Raw genomic sequence first — 24014 nt, 5'->3', positions numbered from 1 at the left:
GAAAAGCACACAGCAACAGCAACAGCAACAGCAACAGCAACAGCAAAAGCAAAAGCAAAAGCAAAAGCAAAAGCAAAAGCAGTACCACCGGACGTTAAAGGGCGAAGTAGTATATTCGCTCTAAGCATCCGGTGGTATTTTTTAATGCTTATTGACGGTTACATTAGCCCTATCCTGCGCTGTCCGTTTGCAATCGAAGGAACAATCCGAGCAGCGTATTTGGCGTGGCCGGCTGCCCCAGAGCTTCGCCGTTATCCCTTGGATCCTGTTGCCTGAAGCTCCGGAGTACGCCGGGCGTTCCGTCCGAACTGTACGGCGTACAGCAGCAGGATGCCGAGCTGCACAGCCGCCAGAATGACATAGATGTTACTGTAGGTGGAAGCGCCTTGGTCTGTATTGAGCGGATTCCAGGCATGCGTGGCTCCTACATCAACAGCTTTCCCATAGATCCCCGTGGCGATCGCTCCCGATAAAAAGTTCAGCAGGGAGAACAGTCCCATGCCGACCCCGGTCTGCTCTTTCGGCAAGGACAGTGAGATCGTCTTCGACAGCGAAATTTGCATGAACATTTGTCCGACATTGCCGAGAATCAGAATCAGCGAGATCCCAATCGGGGACACCCAGGCGAAGGAGGACAGCAGCACAAACCCGGCGATAAGCAGCGATGAAGCGGCATAGAACAGGTAAGAGGTCCCTTTCGTATCCGCCAGCTTGCCTCCGGTTCGCCCAAGAATTGCCGTAACGACGGCACCGGGTACCATAATGAATCCGATCCAGCCGGGCTCAAGCCGATGAACGTCGGCGAGCAGCTGAGGCGTCAAAAACGGAAGGGCGTAGCCGATGCTCACAATGAATACGCCGAGCGTTAAGCCGACGGAGTAGCCGGCGTTGCGGAACAGGCGGGGCTGGACGAATGGCGCCTTAGCCGCTTTGATGCGAATCATGAATAGAATGAACAGGATGAGGCTGCCTGTGGCATAGATCCAGCCGCCTTGGGTAACGGCCAGCAGCAGCAGGGCAACCGTTCCGGCGAGCAGACCGCCGCCAAGCCAGTCAATCTTGCCGCCCTGCCCCTGTTCATCGCCCAAATATTTACGGTACAACGGGAGCGTAAACAAGATGACTAGCGGGATGAAGAACAGCCAACGCCAATGGAACACGCTTACCATGAGCGCCGATACGATCGGGCCGATGGCACTGCCGATTGCGAGTCCCGTAGCCGTAATCCCGAGCGCCCGCCCGCGGGTCTCCGCCGGAAAGTAACGGACCGGAATAATCATCGCGGTGGCGGGGATGACCGCAGCGCCGGAGGCTTGCAGGATGCGGCCGAGCAGCACCATCCAGTAAGCCTGCGATGCCAAACCGACCATGGAGCCGACGAAGAACAGCAGCAAGCCGAACGTAAGCAGATTTTTCAATTTATACGTATCGGCAAGCTTGCCGTATATGACGGAGCCGATGGCATAGATGAGCATATAAATCGAAGACACCCAGCTTACCTGCGCAAAGGATAACTGAAAGTCCTTGCTCATTTCAGGCAGCACGATGTTAAACATCGTTGCGCTCATGGATGAGAGAACCATCGTAAACGCCAAAATGCGTATCAATTGATTAGCATGGGGTCTTACGGGATCGACGTGCATATCGATTCCCCCTTTCCTTTGATTACGATTTATTTTACAATCGATAGTTAATAAATAAAAATATATGTTAAGTTATGCATTCATATACTTTAGGTTATGGAAAGAGGGGTTGACTCATCATGGAACTGCTTCAGCTTCAATATTTTCAGACCGTGGCCCGGATGGAGCATATGACCAACGCCGCCAAGGAGCTGCGAATCGCCCAGCCTGCGCTGAGTAAGACGATTGCCCGCCTGGAAGAGGATCTGGGCGTTCCGCTCTTCGACCGGCAGAATCGGCAGATTAAGCTTAATTCGTTCGGTAAAGCATTTCTGAAAAGCGTGGATACCGCCTTGTCGGCGCTGGAGGAGGGGCGGCGCGAGGTGACGGACCTTGCGGGAATGGAGCGCGGGAGCATTCGCTTGGCGACAACGGCCTTAAACCGGCTTTCGAAGGCGCTGGGCGCGTTCCGTACCGCTTATCCGGAGGTGAACTTTCGAGTCGTCCAAATTCCCCCGAATGCCATGTTGGATATGGCCCTGATGCTGGAGAACGGCGAGGTGGATTTATGCTTTATAGCAGCATCGCTGGAGGAAGCTAAAATCCGGGAAATGCCTGTCCTGCAAGCAGAGGTGTATCTGGCTGTACCGGCAGGACACCGGCTGGAAGGACGCGAGTGCATCTCGCTCCAGGAGCTCTCGGGCGAAGCCTTCATCGAGTACAAGGAGGGACATCCGTTCCGTAAAATGAATGACGAGTTTTGCGAGTCGGCGGGGATCCGCCGAGAGGTCGTCTGCGAAGTGGATGAACCGGCAGCCCTGAACAGCCTGGTGTCAGCCGGCCTGGGGCTCGCATTTGTGCCCGGATGCAAAGGGGATGACAAGCCGCCGTATTCCATGCTGCGCATCGAATCTCCCTCCTGCCACCGAACCTTCTCCATAGCTTGGCTGGAACAGCGGTATTTGTCCAAGGCCGCGCTGCGGTTTCGGCAATTTCTGGTCGACTATTTTAATGAGCTGCAGGAGCCGGTGGAGCAAGAGCGGATGGAGCAAACGCAGGCGTTCGGGCAGCTGCAATAAATGGAGCAGCCCCAGCCGTGCCGGCAACTGCAATATTTGATTAATCCCAATATAAGCAGCGAGGCAGAGGCAGGATTGGGCCCAGGCGCTGAAAAAACGGAGCCGCAATCGGAACGCAAAGCGAAAGATGATTAGGCCTAGAGCGGATGTGGATGCATTTCCCGGCTGCTGCGCAAGCCGCAAGATTTGAAGCGACAGCATAAAATGATAGACCCCCTATCTCTTGTTCCGGCTGCAAACCGGTAAGAGGGACGGGGGCTTTTTTGTCGTGTTTACGTAGTTTGTGAAATAGAAGATTCATAGAGGGAGGCGGCAGCCGGAAGCTGCCATAGGACCAGGCTTAAAACCGCAGAAGCCGTTAAACAAAGAGATGCTGTGCGCTTAGAAGCATGGTAAGGATACTGATTCCGATCAAGGTAATGCCGGCAAGCTTCATGAGCCAGATTCTGGGTTCGATATCTTCGCCATCTTCCCCGCGTCGTTTGAACCATCGGGATTCGGGGCGAAGCAGCGCATACAGGCCGCTTGCAATACCCGCACCGCCAAGAACAAGGGAAGCGATGAATGCTTGGAGAGGTGATTTTTCTGAGTAATAGGATAGCCCGGATAAGATCATAATCACGCCCATAAAGATAGCGATTATACCGACGATTTGCGATTTAAATAAATCGACATCGTCTTGTTCCACGTCCTCCGGAATGCGTGCGAGCATCCTCATCCAATCGGAATCCGGATTGCGGAACGCATACCATCCGAATGCGATTTGCATGATACCAAGCAGTATCAAAAACATAAGATTAGCCCCCTTCACTTACTTATTTATTACGCACCCTCTCCTAACTTGTTCCAAGATATGTATGGCTAAATCCACTTTCTCTGCAGCGCTTACATCCTTTACGCTTCTAACCCAAATTAACGGTTGCCATCTATGGAATGATCTGGTATGATGGTGTCCTTCTCTCATTTTCGCCTTGTCTGAAGTGGACGGATCCGCCGTCTAATATGCTTATCGGAGGTGCTGCATGCTTTATTTCACTTTGGCTTCCAAAGCCTATGCCCGCAATTTGCAATACCGCGGGGCCCACATGGTGCACAATATCGCAAGCGCGATGTTCGGCTTCATGTACGCGTGTATCTGGATCGGTCTCGGTGCGGATCATGCGCTTGGAGAGTACGGAACGCAAGGGATGGTCGGCTATATCGCCTTTACCCAAGCCGCACTCTGGATCTCCAGCTTCATCACCAATGGCCTCGGCATTCCCCAAGCCGTTAGAACCGGCCATATTTCCCTGGATTTGATGCGTCCCGTCCATTTGTTCAGCCACCTGATGGCCAAGGAATGGGGCCAAATCGCTTATCAATTCATTTACAAATCGATTCCGATCTACCTGGTGTACTATTTCGCATTTTCCTTGGAGCTTCCCGGAAAAGCATCGGATCTTCTATTTGTAGCCCTTGCGCTGGCTGGTGCAGCTTATTTATCGATCTGCATCAATTATCTCATCGGCGCATCCGCGTTGTGGACGACGGAATCCTCTTGGTTGTATTGGGGCAACCATGCGATGATCAACCTCCTCGCAGGCTTCTTTATTCCTATCGAATGGCTGCCTGGCTGGCTGCAAACGGCAGCTTGGTGGTCTCCGTACCCTTATCTGCTGTATGTTCCGACTCGACTGTATTTAGGTTTTGGCAACGTCTCTAATTTGTGGGGAACGTTATTTTGGTGCGTGCTGCTTACGCTGGCTTGCTTGCTGGCGACCGGCTTCTTGAGGCGCAAGGTGGAGGTGCAGGGAGGATGACCGCAAAATCCTGGTTGTCGCTGTATGCGCTGCTGATACGTACAAGCATCAAAAGCCGCATGCAATACAAATTCAATTTTGTGCTGGCTTCCATCCTGGCCGCATTGATTCAGATCTCCGAATTTCTGATGGTCGCGATCGTGCTCTATAAATTCGGCGCCATTCAGGGGTGGTCGATGCACGAAATCGGCTATCTGTTCGCAGTGATGACCTTATCGAAGACGCTGTACCGGACGTTCGCTGACGAGGTCCACCATCTGGAAAAGTATTTGGTGAACGGCGAGCTGGACCAGCTGCTCACGCGGCCGATGCCGGTGCTGCTTGCGCTGATGCCGCAGAAATTCCGCATCATGCTTGGTGAAGTGCTGCAAGGAGGCTTTCTGCTCTGGTGGTCGCTGGGCGGCATGATGGGGAGCGGGCAGGTGGGATGGAGCGCTGTACCGCAGACGTTATACATCATCCTGACCGGGGCTGTCATCCTGTTCTCGATCGGACTTGCTACCGCGACCTTCGGCTTCTGGACGACCCGAATCACGGAGCTGCAGAATCTGACGGAGGACGCCGCAAGGACCGCAGCCCAATACCCGCTGACGCTGTACCCGAAATGGATGTCGTCCATTCTTCTGATCCTCGTTCCGGTCGGACTCGTTAATTATGTCCCGTCCCTATACATACTTCGCGGCGAGCTGGGATGGTGGGTGCTGCCGGCTTTGGCGGGAGCCGCGCTGCTCTGTCTCGCGCTCAGCTTGAAATTCTGGCAGTTCGGTTTGACCAAATACCAAAGCACGGGCAGTTAAGGAAGGAGGCAAACAGCATGATCGAAGTTCAAGATATTCGCAAGTCATTCAAAACCCCCGTTGTCAAGGAAGGGCGCTTCTCTGGAATCCGGACCCTGTTCTCGAGGGAATACCGGATCAAGGAGGCGGTTCGGGGGATCAGCTTCAAGGTGGACCGGGGCGAGTTCGTCGGATACATCGGACCGAACGGAGCCGGTAAATCAACGACCATCAAGATGCTGTCCGGCATTCTGCACCCCACTTCCGGGGAGGTGATCATCGGGGGGATGAATCCGCATCGGGAGCGGCGAGCCGTCGTCAAGCGCCTGGGCGTGGTGTTCGGCCAGCGGAGTCAGCTGTGGTGGGATCTGCCGGTTCGGGATTCATTTGATATCTTGGCCAAAATGTATGCCGTCGATGAGGCGGACAAAGTGCGGAGACTCGAACAGTTTACGGAGCTGCTCGATCTGCAGGCGTTCTGGGAAACGCCCGTGCGCAAGCTGTCGCTCGGACAGCGCATGCGCGCCGATCTGGCCGCTGCCATGCTGCACGATCCGGATGTGCTTTTCCTAGACGAGCCGACCATCGGCCTCGACGTTAATGCCAAGCGCAATATTCGCCATTTTCTGAAGCTGATCAACGAGAAATTCGGGAAGACGATTCTGCTTACGACCCATGACATGGATGATATCGAGCAGCTGTGCAGCCGGGTGATGGTGATTAACGAAGGAAGGCTGTCTTATGACGGAACGGTTCGCTCGCTTCGCGATTCCATCGGGTTGCCTACCCTCATTACGGTCACCTTCCGGGGACCGTTCCAAATCCCGGAGTCATTTATGGCGACTGGCGATAGCTCGACCCAGGCCCGAATCCGAGTGACCCGCGTTCTGGACCAGAGCGTAACGATCGAGGCGAACCGGCGCGAAATGAATACGCTGGAAATTGTCAAGGAGCTGGGGAAATGGGGGGAGCTGGATGACATCGATATGCAGGATCCGGATTTCGAGGATGTCATTCACAAGGTTTACTAGCTGTCTTTCATATCGCTTTTCATTTTAACCCAATCTTAAACTTGAGGTCGCTTTACTTTTCATAACGGCATGTAGACTGTTAGTTGAACGAAAGGCTGGACTACGATTGCCGGGATGGAGAGTATGATTATACCGCCGATCACCTACGCCTGTTCAAACAACTAATAGAGGTGATAGAGATGATGGAGAAGAATCGTTCACGAGCGAGAATGGCCGGGTACATCGCCGGTATGGCTGCGCTCATGTATGCACTCCCCCATTTTTGGTGGGGATTAGGGATTGGGCTGGCTTTCCCAGGCGACTTCGAGGGGGCGCCGGGTGAATTTTGGAGCGTCTTGATCGGATATTGGGGAATGGGAGTTTTAGCGGTTTTTGGCGCTTTGTTCGCGCTTGCCTTTGCCATGCCATGGGGAGAGAGGCTGCCGAAGCTGCTGCTTCTCATCCCGGCCTGGATCGGTTCAGCAGGTCTAACGTTATGGGGATTCTCATACTTTGTCCTGAAATTTCAGCTTGCGATTGGCCGCGTGCAATCGGCTCCCGCCTTTGCGGTCCAGGATGCAAGCCCGATGGCGGTGTGGGGCTACTTCTGGTATGGACTCTTTCTCGTATGGGGAATATCGCTGGGGACGGCTGCATTGTATACCGCAAAGATCCGCAAGGAGAAGACCGAGCCGTTGCGGGTCACCGGCTGAGGGATCCCGTCGACCGGCCGGATACGACCGGAATCGAAGGTTGCAAAATTCTAATGGATGAAAGAGTGGACATTTCCGGAAACATTGTACAATATAATAGATATCATATCGGGGGACCTCCGGGGTCCTCTTTGCATTTTATTGCAAACCGTCATACAGTAGGAGTAAGATCAGAGATTTGAACTTGTATTTACATATATAGAGGGTGAACCGGCATGAAGTTAATGAAGCGGATCTGGCTGCGCATCGGAAACTATTATCGCAAGAAACAGGATTTTGAACAGGCATTGAAGTATATGAGAAAAGGCGAGGGAGGGATTACGAGCTTTAATGATAAGCTCCTCTACGCCGAGCTGCTGCATAACGGTGGCTATTCGGATGAGGCTGTCGACTATTTGGGCCGCGTGATCGAGACCACCGGCAGCCATCGTGCTTATGAACGGCGGGCTCATATTTTGCGTGAGATGGACCGGGAGCTGGAGGCTATCGCGGACCTGGACCAGGCGATTGCATTAAATGCGGACAACTATATGAATTGGTATACCCGCGGGATCGCCTATAAAGACCTTAACCGGTACGAGGAGGCCATCCGCGATCTTAAGGAATCGATCAAGCGGGAAGATCCGAGCACGGTCATTTCCACGTATTATGAGCTTGGGATGACGTATTATGAGAGCCGGAATCCGGCGGAGGCCGCGAACTGCTTCCGTGTCAGCATCAAGGAGCCTTCCCGAGCCATTCCGATGTATTATTACATGCTGTCGGTTTGCCTGGACCTGATGGATGAACTGAAGGAAGCGGTGAGCGTCCTGCAGGAAGGGATCCAGCTAGCAGACCGGTATGAAGCGGAAGCCGACCAGGGTTATGCCCTGTTTGCTTCCAGCACGAATTACAGCTACGGCGCGTTTCTGTCGTTTCAGCGGCAGATGCGGGAAGCGTATTCGTTCCGGAAACATATGGCGGATCTGCACCTGCAGCTTGGGGCCTTCGATCAGGCGCTGGCGTATATATCGGAAGCGATCGAGCGTTACCCGGAAGCCTATGAGCTGTACTTGAAGCGGGCGGATATCCACAAAAAATCCGGCAGCATGCAATCCGCCAAGGCTGATCTGGAGCGTGCGATCGAAGCGGCTCCCGATGATTACCGCGGCTACTTCGAGCTGGCGCGGCTCTATCGCGAGGACGGGCTGGAGGAGCCGGCCTTCGAGCTGATCTCGAAGCTGTATGCCAGAATGCCCGAGTCGCCGCTCGTCTGCTACTGGATGGCGGACAGCTATTACCGGCTCGGACGCAACGAGGAGGCGCTGAAGCTGAACGATAAGCTGCTCCGGCTGGAGCCGGACGATGCGCCGAATTTCGTACAGCGCGCCGATATTCATATGGAGATGCATGATTTGCCCGCTGCCGAGAAGGCGCTGAAGAGCGCGATCGAAATTCAGGATGCCTCCGAGATCAGAAACAAGCTCAGTTATGCGTTGTACCTGCAGGGGCGCAATGAGGAAGCGCTGCTGGAGCTGCAGGAGGCGGTCAAGCTGGACGAGGACTTTTCCACCCATCCGACCTATCTGGCGGCCAGCGGGCATATCTACAAGGAGATGGGCTTGTGGGATCTTGCGATCGATGCTTATTCCAACGCGATACAGGCGGTTCCGGGCAATCCGCGATTCTATGAATTCCGGGCAATCTGCTTCGTGGAGACCGGCCAGCTGGAGCGGGGGCTTGCCGATTGCTCGCAGGGTCTGGAGCTCGATCCGGAGTTCGGTAATCTGTACAGTTTGAGAAGCGGAATCTATTATTCCATGCTGGATTACAGCCGCGCCAAGGAAGATACGATGAAATTTCTGGAGCTTGTGCCGGGGCATCCGGGCGCTTATTTCCGGCTGGGTCAGATTCACTACAAGGACCATGACGAGGATGCCGCCTTGTATGCATTTGATCAGGTGCTCGAAGCCGTCCCGAATCATGCGGACAGCTATCTGTATAAAGCGCATATTTATTACGGCCAATTTGAGACGGAGGAGGCTGTTAACGCCATCGTCAATTGGAGCCTTCACCTGGATAAGGAGATGTCTCCGGGAGACAAGATCCAGGCGATCCAAGGTTTGGAGGGCTTCGAGGAGGATGTCTTGGAGCGGGCGGTTGAACGATTGACGGGGATGTACGGTCACCAGCTGTACTTGTCTTAGTTTCCAGGTAAAAAATGCCTGGCCTAAAAGCACCGCAAGATGGCTCACACTTTATCCGAACTTATGGTATGATTCTAATGTTATTGTTGCAGCTCGTTGCTCGCAGGCTGATCCAGCCGCGCGGGCTTTCTTCATGTGAGGGAGCAAGACAGGCAAGGGGGGATGTATTCTGATCTCGCTGCAGAAGGTGAATAAGAGCTTTGTTGATGGTAATGACCATTATCAAGTGATAAACAATGTATCCCTCGACATCGCTGAGGGAACGATTCATGGAATCATCGGTCCAAGCGGAGCCGGAAAGTCGACGCTGCTGCGTTTGATGAATGTGCTGGAGAGCCCCGATTCGGGCAGCGTGCAGGTGAACGGCCTCGAGCTTACCGCGCTCGGAAGCCGGGCTCTTAGGGAAGCGAGAAGGTCGATCGGCATGATCTTTCAGCATTTTCAGCTGGTCGGCAACCGGACGGCTTATGGAAATGTGGCTTTGCCGCTCGAGCTGGCAAAGACTCCGAGGGCAATCAGGGAGCAGCGCGTACTTGAAGTGATGAGATACGTCGGGCTGGAGGACAAGATGAGGCAGTATCCGGCGCAGCTCAGCGGGGGCAGAAGCAGCGTGTCGCCATTGCGCGAGCGCTGGCGAATTCCCCTTCCGTTCTGCTCTGTGATGAGCCGACCTCATCGCTTGACCCGAAGACGACATCCGGCATCCTGGATGTGCTGCGGAAAATTAACCGGGAGCTTGGCGTTACCATCGTCATCGTGTCTCATGAGATGGATGCGGTGCACGCGATTTGCGATCGGGTGTCCGTCATGGAGAAGGGGCGGTTAACGAGAACTTACGACGTAAAATCATCGTCCGGGCTCTCTCAAACCGGGCTGGCGGCAGAAGCATCAAGGGAAGCGGAGGAACCGGACCATGGACGCGCCTAGCATTATTCAATATTTGAACGATTACTTCACATATGTGCAGCAGTATGACACGGAAATATGGCGCGCCATCGGCGAAACCTTCGTCATGGTCGGCATTTCGATTGCTGCGGCCGTATTTCTGGGTCTTCCGGTCGGAACAGTGTTATTTCTATGCCGAAAGGGACAGCTGTACGAGAACCGCCCGCTGTTCTCCGTCATGAACGGCTTGGTCAATATCATCCGTTCCTTCCCCCTCCTGCTGCTGGTGGTCATCATGATCCCGCTCACCCGTCTCATTGTCGGAACATCCATCGGTACGCTGGCGGCTGCCGTTCCGCTGTCGGTTGTCGCCATCGCATCCTACTCGAGACTGGTTGAGCAGTCGCTGCTGGAGGTGCCCAAGGAAGTGCTGGAGGCGGCCTCTTCGATGGGTGCGTCGACGCTGCAGATCATCTTCAAGTTTCTGTATGTCGAAGCCAGATCTGGCCTTACGCTCGGCCTTACGACATCGACCATCAGCTTCATTTCCTACTCGACGGTCATGGGGATCGTCGGCGGTGGCGGGGTCGGCGATTTTGCCATCCGTTACGGGTACCAGCGCTTTGAGACCGAAATCATGGTGTTTACCATCATCATTATGGTGATCTTGGTGCAATCGATTCAATTTGCGGGCAGTCTGGCTGCAAGATTGCTCGACAAACGGAAAGTCTGAGCGTCCGCGGGCATTTGCACTACACATGCAGCACATTTTACACAAATTATTTTACATGGGGGTAACAAAGACGATGAATAAAAAAATGGCGTTAATGATGCTGGCTCTGATCCTTCTTCTTGCCGGCTGCGGACAGAATCAGAATGGTAAAGAAGATCAAGAGAGCGGCCAATCCGGAGCTGGCGAGGAGGTTACCCTAAAGGTGGCTGCGCTTATCCCGCCGATGACGGATGTGCTCGAAATGGCGAAGCCCAAGCTGAAAGAGGAAGGCATCAACCTGGAAATCGTCATCCTGTCCGACAATGTGCAGCCGAACAATGCGCTGGCGAATAAGGAAGTGGATGCGAACTTCTTCCAGCACGTGCCGTACATGGAAGAATACAATGCCAATAACGGCTCGGAGCTCGTACCGGTGGTGCCGATCTATAACGCGGTGTTCGGGGCTTACTCCAAGCGTTACGACAAGATCGAGGACCTTCCCGAAGGTGCGACGATTGCGATTCCGAATGATCCTTCCAACATCGGACGTTCCTTGGTCATGTTCGAGAAGAACGGCTTGATTAAGCTGAAGGAAGGCGTCGGCATTAAAGCGACGCAGGCGGATATTATCGACAATCCGAAAAACTACAAGTTCAAGGAAGTCGATCTGCTCATGCTGGCGCGTACGCTGGATGATGTGGACATGGTTGCGATGACTCCGGCTTATGCCAAGCCGCTTGGCCTGACGCCGAAGAACGATGCGTTGATTACGGAAGGCAAAGATTCCGAGTTCACGATTACGCTGATTGCGCGCAAAGACAATGTCGATTCCGAGCCGATCCAGAAGCTGGCGAAGGCGATGACGAGCCAGGAAGTGAAGAAGTTTTTCGAGGATAACTACTCCGAGATCGCACTGCCTGCATTCTAAATTAAGCTATAGGTATAGCTGAATTTTTCATACTTGTTCTTTGAAGCCGCTCCGAGAGGGGCGGTTTTTTACGATTAGGAAGTCATTTAAGGTTCAGATTGATGGATCATTTCAAGGGTTGAAAAAAGCTGAATCACGCGTTAGTATTATTTATCAAAATTTTTTGGCTATTGTGGGGGAGCAATCATGAATGACATCCTGACGTTTCTCGTATTGATTATCTTTCTAATCATGTCACCGGGGGTCGATTTCGCATTAATCACGAAACGGACGCTCTCGGACGGCAGGAAAGAGGGGCTAAAAATTGCGCTGGGTATTTCATCCGGCGTGTTGGTTCACACAACAGCAGCCGCACTCGGTCTATCCTTGATCTTAATGAAATCTGCGCTCGCTTTCGAGGTCATTAAATATGTCGGTGCCATCTATTTAATTTACATAGGGGTATCATCCTTGGTCAGCCGGAAGCAGGCGCAAACTCATGCTCAACCTGTCGCATCCAAGCAATCGGCGTTTATGCAAGGGCTAATAACCAACACCTTGAATCCGAAAGTTGCGATTTTTTTCCTGACGTTTCTACCGCAATTCGTATCGCCGGACTACAATTCTAGCATGCAGTTTGCAATGATGGGACTCTGTTATGTCGTGCTTTCCATGGTTTGGTTTACGGCCATCGTTCTTATGTTAAGTTATATTCGACAATGGCTCATGTCCCCGAGAATTCAGAGCCTGATCGATAAAGCCACAGGGGTTGTTTTAATCGGATTCGGACTGAATATGATCTTTAGGGTCCAAAGAACAGGGCAATAAATATTTTAAAGGATAGGTACGCATAGGCCTGTCCTTATTTTCGTTTAGGGAGGTGGAGAGCTGAATGTGAGCTCATTGTTATCTCTGTATTAAGTTTGGCCCCAAATAATATGCAAAAAATTTACGGTCAATTTACAAAAAACTCTTTGACACCAACCGAAAACGGCTGTTATCATGACGTTAGCGGCAGTTCGCGTTTGGGCCAAAGTGCCAAAATAATTCATTGTTTTGGGTACATAGTTTTGGGTACATATATTGTCTTGAATTGCTTTTTTGATCGCGGATTGAGAGAAAGGAGAGTTCCATTATTGCTACTTTAAAGGATATAGCAAACCATGTTGGAGTATCGATCTCCACCGTATCACGAGTCATCAATAACGATACGAGCCGGCACATCAGCCAGGCCACCCGCACCAAAATTGTCGAGGCGGCCAAAGAGCTTGGCTATGCCCTCAACGAATCCGCCCGGCCGTCTCTAAAGAAGAATCATCCTCCGCAGACAACGGGGTATCGCCAGATTGGGTGCATCGTATCCGTTACGCAAAACAAGTATAATCATCCTTATTTCTCGCCGATTTTGCAGGGGATTGAGAAAAAGCTGTCCGAGCTGAACAGCGTGCTCACTTATGTGCTCACGATGGATGAAATCAAGGGTGAAGGGGCGATGAACAAGCTAGCACAGGATGCCCAGCTCGACGGCATGATTATCATCGAGGGAATTGACCCGAATGTGTATGAATTTATCAAACAATCTGTTCCTGCGGTTGTAGGCATCGATATATCGGATTCGACCGTGCCCGTGATTCTTTATGACCGCGTGGCTGCGGCGAAATCGGCCGTACAGCATTTGATCGAACGGGGGCATCGCCGGATCGGCTTTATCGGCGGGGCGGGACTGACCGGGGATCTCGAGCGGGAGAAGCGGTATCGCGGTTACCGTTATGCGATGGAGGAAGCCGGGCTGGATATGGATCCGCGGCTGGTCCTGAACACAGGCTGGGATGTGAATAACAGCTATACCCTTATGTACGAGCTCTTAAGCCTCCCGGACAATGAACGGCCGACCGCCATGTTCGCTGCGAGCGATATGATGGCGATATCCGCGATGCGGGCGGCGGCGGAGCATGGGCTTCAGGTTCCTCAGGATGTCGCCTTTGTGGGCCTGGATAATATCGAGGTATCGCAGTATACTTCTCCTCCGCTATCCACCGTTCATATTCCCAAGGAGGAGATCGGCATGATGGCCGCCAAGGTGCTGATCGATCAAATTGAAGGCAAGAATCCTTTGCCATTCAAGCTGTTTGTGCCTTATCAGCTGATGCTGCGGCAGTCTTCGGATTATTTTCGGGAGTAGAAAGAGTGTACACATAAATCATCGAGGTGCTAGTACGGTACCTCCTCTCTTTCTATACCCTTATTGGAAAATTGGATAGGAGTTTGGGGCCAAAAAAAATTGGCGGAGGAAGAAGGAAATGAATCAAATTCGACTAGGTATCATTGGACTCGGCTGGAGATCGGGTTTTACGAAGTATTGGCATCAGCCAAACGGGAGATCTGTGGTCGTTGCAGGTGCGGATATCGATCCCCTCAGACTAACCAAATTTCAACAAAATATAAACCCCGAAGCGGAGGTTACCCTGGATTACAGAGAGCTGCTGCAGCGGGAAGATATTGATGCGATTGTGATTACAACCCCTGATGACAGCCATGATGAAATCGCGGTTGCAGCGCTGCAGGCCGGAAAGCATGTGTACTGCGAGAAACCGTTATCCATTACGGTAGAAGGCTGTGACCGGATATTGACGGCTTGGGCTCAGTCAGGGAAACATTTCATGATCGGTTTTAATATGCGCTATATGAACATGTACCGCACGATGAAGGAGATTATCGCCAGCGGGGAGATCGGGGAGGTGAAATCGGTATGGGTCAGACACTTCGTAGGCTTGGGAAGCGATTACTACTATCACAGCTGGCACGGAAGCTCAAGGAATACAACCTCACTTCTGCTGCAGAAGGCTTCCCACGATATGGACCTGATTCACTGGCTGACCGGGCGATATACGAAGAAAGTGGCCGCTTTTGGCGGAGTTGATTACTTTGGTGGAACGAAGCCGAATGAGCTCACGTGCCCGGAATGCAGCGAGAAAGCGACATGTCCCGAATATCGTTCCGGCCCGCTTGTGCGATGTGCTTTCCGCGAGGAAATCGACGTGGAGGACAACAGCATGGTGTTAATGGAGCTGGACGGGGGGATCAAAGCCTCGTATATGCAGTGTCATTTCACGCCTGACTATCAGCGGAACTACACCATTATCGGCACCGAGGGCCGCATCGAGAATGATGAGATCGCACAGCGGGTTTACGTCAAAACGCGCAAGTCCCAAACCTGGCGTGATCTATCGGATAAGATTTACGAGATTAAGAAAGCCGAGGGTTCGCATAACGGAGCCGATCCGATCATTTGCGAGGATTTTCTGGATATGATTCTGCAAAATAAGGAGCCCATCGCCGAACCGATCGCAGGCCGCATGAGCGTAGCGGTCGGCGTAGCCGCAACGGAATCGATGAGAAAGGGGGGGCAGTTAGTTTATGTAAAGGAGCCGGAGCCCTGGATGCTTGGACAGAAGAGCAGCCTATCCGGGACTTGATCGACATGCCGATAGAACCACACGCTCCAACGATGCGAAGGAGGGGGATTCTTAGTGAATACAGCACCTGCCAGGCGAACGGAAGCCCGAGAAGCCGTGCCCGCGAAGTGGAGGGCGTTTCGCCGAACATTCCGTAAAAATTGGGAATTATATTTGCTCATTACTCCCGTTGTTCTTTATTTCTTTATCTTTGATTACCTGCCGATGTACGGCATACAAATCGCGTTCAAAAACTTTGTAGCGGCCAAGGGGATATGGGCCAGCGAATGGATCGGGTTTGATCATTTCGAGCGTTTTTTTAACAGCTTTTATTTCGACCGATTGATTCTGAATACGCTCGGGATCAGCTTGTATCAGCTGGCCATCGGATTTCCGATTCCGCTTATCCTGGCACTCTTGCTCAATGAAGTAGGCAACCGGCATTTCAAGCGTTTTGTCCAAACGGTTACATACGCTCCCCATTTCCTATCAACGGTCGTCATGGTAGGACTCATCATCATTTTTCTCTCACCTCAGAACGGCATCATTAACCACCTTATCGCCTTTTTTGGCGGTGAACGCATCTCATTCATGACGGAGCCTGAATGGTTCAAATCGATTTATGTATTTTCGGGTGTATGGCAGGGCATGGGATGGAGCTCCATCATTTATCTTGCGGCGCTCGCCGGAATCGACCCGACGCTGCACGAAGCGGCCAAAGTGGATGGAGCGAGCAGGCTCCAGCGGATATGGAAGATCAACCTGCCGGGCATTATGCCAACCGTCGTCATTCTGCTTATTTTAAATGTCGGGCAGATCATGGGCATCGGCTTTGAAAAAATTTATCTGATGCAGAACGATCTGAATATCGAGAGCTCCGAAGTGATCTCCACCTATGTGTATACACAGGGGATTCTGGGAGCACAGTACAGCTTCTCCGCCGCGGTCGGCTTGTTTAACTCCTTGGTTAATCTGGTGCTGCTCGTGCTTGTGAACCGAATCGCCAAAAAAGTCAATGAAACCAGCTTATGGTAAGGAGGGGATCAGGGTGAAAGAATCCATCCAGGATCGTATGACACTCATCGTAATTTATATCTTGCTGTCCATTATCCTGCTGCTTGTCCTGTATCCGCTGATTTTTGTCGTCAGCGCCTCGATCAGCGACCCGCTCACCGTATCGAGAGGAGAAATGTGGCTGTTTCCGAAGGATTTGTCCTTTATCGGCTACGAGCTGGTTTTTGCGAATAAGGAAATATGGACCGGCTATGCGAACACGCTGCTGTACACATTGGTGGGCACCGCAATCAATCTGGTTATGACCATATTTGCAGCCTATCCGTTATCGCGCAAAGATTTCGCGGGTCGGAATGTCATCACGGCTTACATCGTATTCACGATGTTTTTCAGCGGCGGCCTCATCCCAACGTATTTGCTCGTAAAAAACCTCGGGATGATCAACACGATGTGGGCGCTGATCATTCCGGGCGCGGTATCGGTGTGGAACATCATCATCATGCGCACCTTCTTCCAGACCTCCATTCCGAATGAGATTCAGGAATCGGCCTCGATCGACGGCTGCTCCAATATGCAGACGCTGTGGAGAATCGTGCTCCCGCTCTCCATGCCGATCATCGCGGTTATGATTTTGTTTTACAGCGTGGGGCACTGGAATTCCTACTTCAACGCACTCATCTATCTGAATGATCGGGATAAATACCCGCTGCAGCTGTTCTTAAGGGAAATCCTGATCAAATCCCAAGTGGACCAGATGGCCGGAAGCATGGATTTATCGGTGCAGAAGCATCTGATGGAGGCCGAGGCGATTAAATACGCCATCGTCATAGTGGCCAATTTACCTGTACTGCTGCTGTACCCGTTCCTTCAGAAGTATTTTGTCAAGGGTATGATGATCGGCGCTCTCAAGGGTTAGAAAACGGCTCTTGTTTCGCAATATATTTCGAAAAGTGGAGGTCTGAGAAAAGATGGGGAATCATTTCAAGCGGTTCACTAAAGTCCTGCTCACAGGCGTGTTGACCGCAAGTCTGGCAACCGCCTGCGGCAGCGGAGGAAAGCCGGCGGCGGAGGAGGAGCCTAAGGAGCAAACGGCTGTAAATCCTACAGGGTTTCCGATCGTGGAGGAGCCTATCAAGCTTACGTTCTTCGCAGGGAAAGCCGCTTCGGCTCCAGCGGACTGGAACTCGCTCCCGGTATGGAAGGAATATGCCAAGCAGACGAACATCGAAGTCGATTTTCAATTGACGCCTGCAGAGAGTCTGGCGGAGAAGCGGAATCTGGTGCTCTCCGGCGGCGATTATCCGGATGCCTTCCACACGGCGCGGCTGTCTGCGAATGATTTGATGAATTATGGAGGCCAGGGCATTTTTATTCCGCTTAATGATTTGATCGACCAGTATGCGCCGAATTTCAAGAAGCTCCTGGAGGAGCATCCGGAGGTCAAGAAAGGAATGACGATGCCTGACGGCAACATCTATTCCTTCCCGACGTTTTATGACCCGAACTTTAAATCGGTGCTTATTGGAACCAAGCTGTGGTACAACCAAGCGTTTCTGGACGCGCTCGGCATGAAGGAGCCCGAAACGACGGACGAATATTACGAATACTTGAAGGCGGTCAAGACCCAGGACCCGAACAAGAACGGCAAGGCGGACGAAATTCCGTATGCCGCAAGCGGCATTGGATCCTTGCTCGATGAACTGAAGGGAGCGTGGGGGCTCGGCAACCGGGGGAATATTCATGGACGGGTGGATATGGATCCGCAGTCCGGTAAACTTCGGTTCATCCCTACCGATCCGAGATACAAAGAAGTGCTGGAATACTTGAATAAGCTGTACAAGGAAGGCCTCATGGTTCAGGATATCATGACCATCGAAGGTCCACAGGTGAACGCTCTGATGGATGAAGGGCTTGTCGGCTCCGCGGAAACCAACAGTCCGCATGCGATTGGCGGGGTAACGATCGAGCATTTTGTAGGGGCTCCGACGCTTAAGGGACCTTACGGCGACCAGATTTTCTCAAGAGCGCGTTCTCCGCTGATCGATGTCGGGGCTTTTGTCATCACCGATAAAAATCAGCATCCGGAAGCGACGGTCCGCTGGATTGACCACTTCTACAGCGAGGAGGGCAGCAAGCTGTTCTTCATGGGCGTGAAGGATGTCAGTTATGTAGAGAACCCTGACGGTTCGATTGAATATACCGAGGAAGCGCTGAAGGAGCAGTCAAAATTCGTCTCATGGGCAGGCGGGTTCTACCCGGCGATGCTGACGGACAAAACCTTCAAGGCCGGTGAAGCGACAGAGCCAAGCCTCGCAGCCGCGGCGAAAGTTGAAGGCCAGTGGCCGGAGGAGGTATGGCCGCAGTTTACGTATACCCAGGAGGAGCTTACCCAGTTCACGCCGCTTCATACGGACATCAATAAGTATGTTGATGAAATGACGGCCAAATTTGTTGTAGGCGATGTACCGTTCAGCGAATGGGATAAATATGTAAGCACCATTGAGAGAATGGGATTGTCGCAGTATCTCGAAATCTATACAGCTGCATATAATCGGTACAAGGCCGAGTAGGAGGGCGATAGGATGTGGAAAAAGGCTTGCTTGTCTCTGCTGTCGGTGATGCTGCTGTTGACGTCTTTCCTGCCCGGTTCGGCCGCGGCTAGCCAGGGCGACCTGTTCGATGTTTGGGTGCCGACCAATACGGAGAAGGTGATGCGGGATCAGGCTTTTCCGGGCGAAACCAATTCCAGCATTCGGATCGGAGCCGCACGCAATGAATATGAGAGCGGCCAGGTCATCGTGAAAGCCAATCAACCACTACGCAAGCTGCAGGTATCCATGAGCGATCTGAAGCTTACGGACGGAAGCGCCAAAATCGGCCGAGAGCATATTCAATTGTTCAAACAGCATTACATTGAAGTAAAGACTTCCACAACGCCGGCTTATCCGAAAGGCTGGTATCCGGATGCCTTGATCCCGTTGAATCAGCAATTGGAAGTAGCCGAAGGACATAATCAAGGGATCTGGTTCAAAGTCTATGTGCCCAAAGGGCAGCATCCCGGTACGTATACTGGAGAAATGACACTGCACGAAACAGGAAATCCGGTCCGAATCCCAATCGAACTCACCGTATGGGATTTCGAGCTTACCGATGAGAGCCACGCCAAAACCAATTTCGGGGTCTGGGGCGGACCGGTTCAGGAAGCGCACGGCAATGTCGTGGGCGAGGAGGCATGGAAGTACATCGAGAAGTACTACTACGCATCCGTTGAGCACCGCCTGACGCCGGGATACTTGCCGATTCCGGACTCCGACATCGACAGCTACGTTGAACGGGCGCCAAAGTATGTAAACGATCCGAGAATATCCGCCTACCGCTTGCCGTATTATCGGACGGCTGACGGGCAGCCGGATATACAGCGGAACAAGCAGCTGGTGGATCGTTTAAGGGAGGCAGGCCTGCTGTCTAAAGCGTATTATTATGTGTCCGAGATCGATGAACCGACACGCGATAAATATGCCCGTGTGAAGCAGATCAACGATGCTCTCGAACAGGCGGCTCCCGATGTTCCGCATCTCGTTACGATTCAGCCGGTCGATGAATTAGTCGGGGATGTGGATATTTGGGTAGCGGATATTGAAAAGTTCGACGAGGCTTTCGCCAAGGAGCGGCAGGCCGCCGGCGATTCGGTCTGGTGGTACACCTATGTGAAGCCGAAGCATCCGTTCCCTTCCTATCATCTGGATGATGACTTGGTCGGAACGCGGCTGTTAACCTGGATGCAGCGCGATTACGGCGTGGAGGGCACGTTATATTGGGCGACGACCCAGTTCCAGAAGTATGATGCCGCCCAGAAGAAATACGTCAGCCGTGATGTATGGACCGATCCGCTGGCATTCCCCGGGGCGAACGGCGATGGATATTTGTTTTATCCCGGAACGGAAGTAGGCGTCGACGGCCCGATTGGCACGATCCGTCTGGAAGTGCTCCGCGAGAGCATGGAGGATTACGAGTATCTGTGGCTGTATGAGCAGAAGCTGCGTGAAGCTGCCTCGAAGCTGGGCATAGCGGACGCCTTCCCGTATCGGGATGCGATGCGCCCATTCTATGACCGATTGTATGAGAACATCAAAACTTTCGAAGAGAACCCCGAGAAGGTGATGCAGGTACGAAGCGAGATTGCACAGGAGATCGTTACCGCTTCGGAGGGTGCGCCGGTATTGGTTACGGTCGGCAGCCCAGCGGACGGAAGCCGCGAGGTTTCGATCTATGCGGAGAAAGGCTCGGAGGTAACGGTGAACGGACAGCAAGCGCCGATAACCGCTGAGGGAGCAGAGCACGATCAATTTTCGCTGGTGCTAAGCCTGGATCCCGGAGCCCAAGAGCTGGATATCGTCGTGAGCAAGGACGGATCGTCCAAAACCGTGAATCGGACCCTTGTCGTTTATGAAACCCATGCTCCGTATACGGTCGCTTTAAACGATGCCGAAACCGATGAAGCGATCAACCGCTTCACATCCCAGACGGTGGATACCGATCTCGCCAAGGTGAATGTCACCGAGGGGACCTACTCCATGAAGGCTGTGTTTTCGGCAAACGTGAATTTTCCGAATTTGCGGTTGTTTGATGCAGGGAAAGGATTCCGCAGCAGCGACTGGTCGGCATTCGAGACGCTGGAGTTCGACGTGTTCAATCCTGGCGAGACGGTACAATTCTACGTCAAGTTCCATCAGCTGGACGGGAAAAGCGATGATACCTTCATGCAGTATATTCGCGCAGGCAGCGGCGAAACCGTTAGCATTCCGCTTCGGCAGGTGAATTTGGACCTCAGCCGGATCAAGGGCATTGAGATCTGGATGTGGCGCCAGTCGGCTCCGCAGACCCTGTATTTCGACAACTTCCGGTTTACTTCTGCCGCGCCTCAGGATCCGATGACACCGTGAGGCAGGTGTGGCGGAGCAGCTTATCAATCGGGTACCTAGCAACTCCATTTTGATAAAAAGAGGGGAACGCATGAAGCTGACTTTTCTGGGAACGGGGGCTGTGGAAGGAATTCCTTCCCCGTTCTGTGACTGCCTGACGTGCGAGCATGCCAGAGAAAACGGCGGACATAACAACCGGCGGCGGCAGAGCGTCTTAATCAATGATAATCTGCTCATCGATTTTGGGCCGGATATTTTCGCCTCCTGTGCCGGGCTGGGCATTGCCCTGCGCGACCTGGACTGCTTATTGATCACCCATAGCCACCTCGATCATTTCGATTCCGTTAATCTGATGCTCCGGGGCAAAGCGTTTCGTTTGGCAACCGAGCTGCCGGAGCTGACGATGCTTGCGGGACCTTCGGTTTGGACGAAATGGGAGGACACCGGCGGGAATGACCAGGGGGCCGGGATTCTAAGGCGTATCATTCATCCGGGGCAAACGGTTCGGCTGAAGGAATATTCGGTTACGGCCATTGCAGCCTGCCATCACTTGCGGATCGGCGATGCGATGAATTACCTGATCGACGATGGGAAGGCTTCGCTCCTATATGCATCGGATAGCGGGTATTACGAGGAAGACGTATGGGAATCGCTGCAGGGGCGCCGATTTGACGCCGTTGTGCTGGAGGGGACGATCTGGAACCGTCCTCCCGGAAAAGAGCACCTCAATCGATCGGACTTTGGCCGGATGGTGGAACGGCTGAAGCGCATCGGGGCCATTACCGATCAGACACAGCTCATTGCGACTCATTTCTCCCACCAATCCGTCGGTCCGCACCATGAATTGGCGGAAGAGGTCGGTCAATTCGGCGCCCAGTGCGCCTTCGATGGACTGACGGTTCATATCCTCCCTGAATCATAAGGGGGCAGGAGTTCTATTGTATTCGAGGGAGCTGATGCAATAGTAGGTTTATTCACTCGACAGATTGTTTTTTAGATCAAAAACGTATCAAATGAAGAAATGGCGGTGCTAAGGATGTGATCCTTGCACCGCCATTTCGCATCTTCTTTCATCCGCATGAACGAGGCGCCATGGTCCGATTTGCTGTAGCTGTTCCGGTCTCCGAGTCTTTCTTGGTGCTGTTCGTAAGTTTGAGGCCGAAATTTGGGGGCAGCAGCGATGGAAGGAACGATTCGTAAACGGAGCGCCTCCTAACAGAAAAAGAAGGCATCCCACCAGATCTAAGATCTTTTGGGTCATCCCCTCTCCTCTGGTGAAATTGACCTGAGCGGCGGCAACTGGATATAATGATGGATGATTAAGGAAGGGATGGCTGGCTAGCCTGACACTTTATAGTGAAGAATATCGATATAGATACAAAGAGCCGGGTATCCAATCCACAGCAAGTCCAATTGCTACGATATGACAGTACAAAATCGAAATACGTATGACGGGAGTTGAGAATGATGAAAAAAGAAGTGATCGACAGACTGATTCGATATGCGCAAATCGATACCCAGTCGGATGAAACCAGCAACACCTGCCCCTCGACCCCGGGCCAGCTGACACTGGGCCGTCTGCTTGTAGACGAGCTGAAGGAGATCGGCATGGAGGACGTGACGATGGATGAGAACGGTTATGTCATGGCTACCCTGCCGGCGAATACGGACAAGGATATCCCGACGATTGGCTTCCTGGCGCATGTGGATACGGCAACGGATTTCACGGGCGCAGGCGTAAAGCCGCAGATCGTTGAAGACTATGACGGAGGAGATATCGTACTTAACGCGAATCAGAACGTGGTGCTCTCTCCGCGAGATTTTCCGGAACTGGCTAACTACAAGGGCCACACGCTCATTACGACGGATGGGACAACGCTGCTTGGCGCCGACGATAAAGCCGGGATTGCCGAAATTATGACTGCCATGTCGTATCTGATTCAGCATCCGGAGCTGAAGCACGGGAAGATCCGGGTTGCGTTCACGCCGGATGAGGAGATCGGCCGGGGACCGCATAAATTCGATGTCGAGGCTTTCGGAGCGAAATATGCGTATACGATGGATGGCGGACCGGTCGGAGAGCTTCAATATGAAAGCTTCAATGCGGCAGCGGCGCTGGTGACATGCAAAGGAAAGAATGTACACCCCGGAACGGCCAAAGCTAAAATGGTGAATGCTGCCAAAATTGCGATGGAAGTGCACGGCATGCTGCCGGCGGAGGAAGCGCCGGAGTTCACGGAGGGCTACGAGGGCTTCTTTCATCTCACCTCCATTGAGGGCGATGTCGAGCTGACCGAGCTCCGATATATTATTCGCGATCATGACCGGGAGCGCTTCGAGGAAAGAAAAGCGAAGCTGGCTTCCATTGTGGAGGAGCTTCAGCAGAAGTACGGAGCCGAACGGATCGTGCTGCAAATGCGGGATCAATATTACAATATGCGCGAGAAAATCGAGCCGGTGATCGAAGTGGTGGAGATTGTGAAGGCTGCGATGGAGAACCTGGGCATTCGGCCGATCATCGAGCCGATTCGCGGCGGTACCGACGGCTCCCAGCTGTCCTACATGGGACTGCCGACGCCGAATATATTTACGGGCGGGGAGAACTATCACGGGCGGTACGAATACGTGTCCGCAGACACGATGATGCAGGCGGTCCAAACGATCGTCGAGATTGTCCAGCTCTATGAGGCAAGAGCATAGGCCAGGTTTGCAATCACAGGCTGACAATGACAACAAAGCCGGAAGCTGCAGAGCTGACAATGACAACAAGGTGGAAGTTTCAGTGCTGACCAATGACAACAAGCTGGAAGTTTCAGTGCTGACAAATGACAGCAAAGCGGCAAAGCTGAACATGACAAGGCTATCAAAGGCCAAAGCTGCCGGGAGCAACGTCCCGGCGGCTTTTTTGCGTTTGCCGGGGACCCAGGGCTGGAC

General features: G+C 52.7%; 19 protein-coding genes and 2 pseudogenes. 19 read left to right on the top strand and 2 right to left on the bottom strand.

Translation table 11 applies throughout. The features are described 5' to 3' along the window. Window positions 1-251 precede the first annotated feature (251 nt). Entirely contained in the window at window positions 252-1643 is a 1392-nt protein-coding gene (locus tag NSQ46_RS23250; RefSeq protein WP_251537102.1) for an MFS transporter, read from the bottom strand. A 119-nt stretch (window positions 1644-1762) separates the two neighbouring features. Between NSQ46_RS23250 and NSQ46_RS23245 the strand changes: the two genes are divergently transcribed. Further along, window positions 1763-2701 (top strand): LysR family transcriptional regulator, encoded by a 939-nt coding sequence (locus NSQ46_RS23245; RefSeq protein ID WP_251537100.1) that lies wholly within the window; start codon window positions 1763-1765, stop codon window positions 2699-2701. 358 nt (window positions 2702-3059) lie between these two features. On the opposite strand, the gene NSQ46_RS23240 is transcribed toward NSQ46_RS23245, so the two are convergent. After that, window positions 3060-3494 carry a hypothetical protein gene (locus NSQ46_RS23240; RefSeq protein WP_342574847.1) on the bottom strand — a complete coding sequence of 145 codons (435 nt, stop codon included), beginning with the start codon at window positions 3492-3494 and terminating at the stop codon, window positions 3060-3062. 229 nt (window positions 3495-3723) lie between these two features. Between NSQ46_RS23240 and NSQ46_RS23235 the strand changes: the two genes are divergently transcribed. From NSQ46_RS23235 to pepT, 18 genes and pseudogenes are all read left to right on the top strand, one after another. After that, entirely contained in the window at window positions 3724-4500 is a 777-nt protein-coding gene (locus tag NSQ46_RS23235; RefSeq protein ID WP_342574844.1) for an ABC-2 family transporter protein, read from the top strand. Then, window positions 4497-5297 carry an ABC-2 family transporter protein gene (locus tag NSQ46_RS23230; RefSeq protein WP_341341623.1) on the top strand — a complete coding sequence of 267 codons (801 nt, stop codon included), beginning with the start codon at window positions 4497-4499 and terminating at the stop codon, window positions 5295-5297. The genes NSQ46_RS23235 and NSQ46_RS23230 overlap by 4 nt, the downstream gene beginning before the upstream one ends. Window positions 5298-5314: 17 nt before the next feature. Continuing rightward, a complete protein-coding gene (locus NSQ46_RS23225; protein ID WP_007130896.1) occupies window positions 5315-6307 on the top strand; it encodes an ATP-binding cassette domain-containing protein in 993 nt (330 codons plus the stop codon). A gap of 179 nt (window positions 6308-6486) precedes the next feature. Further along, window positions 6487-6999 (top strand): DUF3995 domain-containing protein, encoded by a 513-nt coding sequence (locus NSQ46_RS23220; protein WP_341341625.1) that lies wholly within the window; start codon window positions 6487-6489, stop codon window positions 6997-6999. A 215-nt stretch (window positions 7000-7214) separates the two neighbouring features. After that, window positions 7215-9185 (top strand): tetratricopeptide repeat protein, encoded by a 1971-nt coding sequence (locus NSQ46_RS23215; RefSeq protein ID WP_210095181.1) that lies wholly within the window; start codon window positions 7215-7217, stop codon window positions 9183-9185. Window positions 9186-9354: 169 nt separating this feature from the next. Then, window positions 9355-10112: pseudogene (locus tag NSQ46_RS23210) on the top strand (ATP-binding cassette domain-containing protein). After that, window positions 10099-10803 (top strand): methionine ABC transporter permease, encoded by a 705-nt coding sequence (locus NSQ46_RS23205; protein ID WP_342574841.1) that lies wholly within the window; start codon window positions 10099-10101, stop codon window positions 10801-10803. Before NSQ46_RS23210 ends, NSQ46_RS23205 begins: the two are co-directional and overlap by 14 nt. A 73-nt stretch (window positions 10804-10876) precedes the next feature. Beyond that, window positions 10877-11710 (top strand): MetQ/NlpA family ABC transporter substrate-binding protein, encoded by an 834-nt coding sequence (locus NSQ46_RS23200; RefSeq protein ID WP_341034170.1) that lies wholly within the window; start codon window positions 10877-10879, stop codon window positions 11708-11710. Window positions 11711-11896: 186 nt separating this feature from the next. After that, window positions 11897-12517: a LysE family translocator gene (locus NSQ46_RS23195; RefSeq protein WP_007130890.1), complete on the top strand. Its 621-nt coding sequence runs from the start codon at window positions 11897-11899 to the stop codon at window positions 12515-12517. A 283-nt stretch (window positions 12518-12800) separates the two neighbouring features. Further along, window positions 12801-12914 (top strand): annotated as a pseudogene (locus tag NSQ46_RS23190) (LacI family DNA-binding transcriptional regulator); the annotation flags it as partial. A gap of 180 nt (window positions 12915-13094) precedes the next feature. Further along, a complete protein-coding gene (locus NSQ46_RS23185; protein ID WP_342574839.1) occupies window positions 13095-13871 on the top strand; it encodes a substrate-binding domain-containing protein in 777 nt (258 codons plus the stop codon). Between the two features lie 118 nt (window positions 13872-13989). Then, window positions 13990-15165, top strand: coding sequence for a Gfo/Idh/MocA family oxidoreductase (locus tag NSQ46_RS23180; protein WP_342574837.1), 1176 nt, complete (start codon window positions 13990-13992; stop codon window positions 15163-15165). 96 nt (window positions 15166-15261) lie between these two features. Further along, a complete protein-coding gene (locus NSQ46_RS23175) occupies window positions 15262-16179 on the top strand; it encodes an ABC transporter permease subunit (protein ID WP_050954053.1) in 918 nt (305 codons plus the stop codon). Window positions 16180-16192: 13 nt separating this feature from the next. Continuing rightward, on the top strand, window positions 16193-17074 hold the full coding sequence (locus NSQ46_RS23170) for a carbohydrate ABC transporter permease (RefSeq protein WP_028404528.1): 882 nt from the start codon (window positions 16193-16195) through the stop codon (window positions 17072-17074). Between the two features lie 52 nt (window positions 17075-17126). Continuing rightward, entirely contained in the window at window positions 17127-18728 is a 1602-nt protein-coding gene (locus tag NSQ46_RS23165; RefSeq protein WP_007130885.1) for an extracellular solute-binding protein, read from the top strand. Between the two features lie 12 nt (window positions 18729-18740). Further along, window positions 18741-21101, top strand: a complete 2361-nt coding sequence (locus NSQ46_RS23160; protein WP_342574834.1) for a glycoside hydrolase domain-containing protein — start codon at window positions 18741-18743, stop codon at window positions 21099-21101. A gap of 70 nt (window positions 21102-21171) precedes the next feature. Further along, window positions 21172-22002 (top strand): MBL fold metallo-hydrolase, encoded by an 831-nt coding sequence (locus NSQ46_RS23155; RefSeq protein WP_007130883.1) that lies wholly within the window; start codon window positions 21172-21174, stop codon window positions 22000-22002. Between the two features lie 545 nt (window positions 22003-22547). Beyond that, window positions 22548-23780, top strand: a complete 1233-nt coding sequence (gene pepT / locus NSQ46_RS23150; RefSeq protein ID WP_040738909.1) for a peptidase T — start codon at window positions 22548-22550, stop codon at window positions 23778-23780. Window positions 23781-24014: the final 234 nt, after the last annotated feature.

It is taken from the genome of Paenibacillus sp. FSL M8-0142, from assembly GCF_038597315.1.
GTDB lineage: Bacteria > Bacillota > Bacilli > Paenibacillales > Paenibacillaceae > Paenibacillus_AQ > Paenibacillus_AQ lactis.
This window is presented reverse-complemented; position numbering and strand designations above follow the sequence as displayed.

Bases quoted from the DNA above. Each gene is read 5' to 3' on its own strand.
- NSQ46_RS23160 (WP_342574834.1), top strand. From the start codon at position 18,741: ATGTGGAAAAAGGCTTGCTTGTCTCTGCTGTCGGTGATGCTGCTGTTG.
- NSQ46_RS23225 (WP_007130896.1), top strand. From the start codon at position 5,315: ATGATCGAAGTTCAAGATATTCGCAAGTCATTCAAAACCCCCGTTGTC.
- NSQ46_RS23235 (WP_342574844.1), top strand. From the start codon at position 3,724: ATGCTTTATTTCACTTTGGCTTCCAAAGCCTATGCCCGCAATTTGCAA.
- NSQ46_RS23245 (WP_251537100.1), top strand. From the start codon at position 1,763: ATGGAACTGCTTCAGCTTCAATATTTTCAGACCGTGGCCCGGATGGAG.
- NSQ46_RS23220 (WP_341341625.1), top strand. From the start codon at position 6,487: ATGATGGAGAAGAATCGTTCACGAGCGAGAATGGCCGGGTACATCGCC.
- NSQ46_RS23195 (WP_007130890.1), top strand. From the start codon at position 11,897: ATGAATGACATCCTGACGTTTCTCGTATTGATTATCTTTCTAATCATG.
- NSQ46_RS23250 (WP_251537102.1), bottom strand. From the start codon at position 1,643: ATGCACGTCGATCCCGTAAGACCCCATGCTAATCAATTGATACGCATT.
- NSQ46_RS23200 (WP_341034170.1), top strand. From the start codon at position 10,877: ATGAATAAAAAAATGGCGTTAATGATGCTGGCTCTGATCCTTCTTCTT.
- NSQ46_RS23215 (WP_210095181.1), top strand. From the start codon at position 7,215: ATGAAGTTAATGAAGCGGATCTGGCTGCGCATCGGAAACTATTATCGC.
- NSQ46_RS23155 (WP_007130883.1), top strand. From the start codon at position 21,172: ATGAAGCTGACTTTTCTGGGAACGGGGGCTGTGGAAGGAATTCCTTCC.
- pepT (WP_040738909.1), top strand. From the start codon at position 22,548: ATGAAAAAAGAAGTGATCGACAGACTGATTCGATATGCGCAAATCGAT.
- NSQ46_RS23240 (WP_342574847.1), bottom strand. From the start codon at position 3,494: ATGTTTTTGATACTGCTTGGTATCATGCAAATCGCATTCGGATGGTAT.
- NSQ46_RS23165 (WP_007130885.1), top strand. From the start codon at position 17,127: ATGGGGAATCATTTCAAGCGGTTCACTAAAGTCCTGCTCACAGGCGTG.
- NSQ46_RS23180 (WP_342574837.1), top strand. From the start codon at position 13,990: ATGAATCAAATTCGACTAGGTATCATTGGACTCGGCTGGAGATCGGGT.
- NSQ46_RS23205 (WP_342574841.1), top strand. From the start codon at position 10,099: ATGGACGCGCCTAGCATTATTCAATATTTGAACGATTACTTCACATAT.
- NSQ46_RS23230 (WP_341341623.1), top strand. From the start codon at position 4,497: ATGACCGCAAAATCCTGGTTGTCGCTGTATGCGCTGCTGATACGTACA.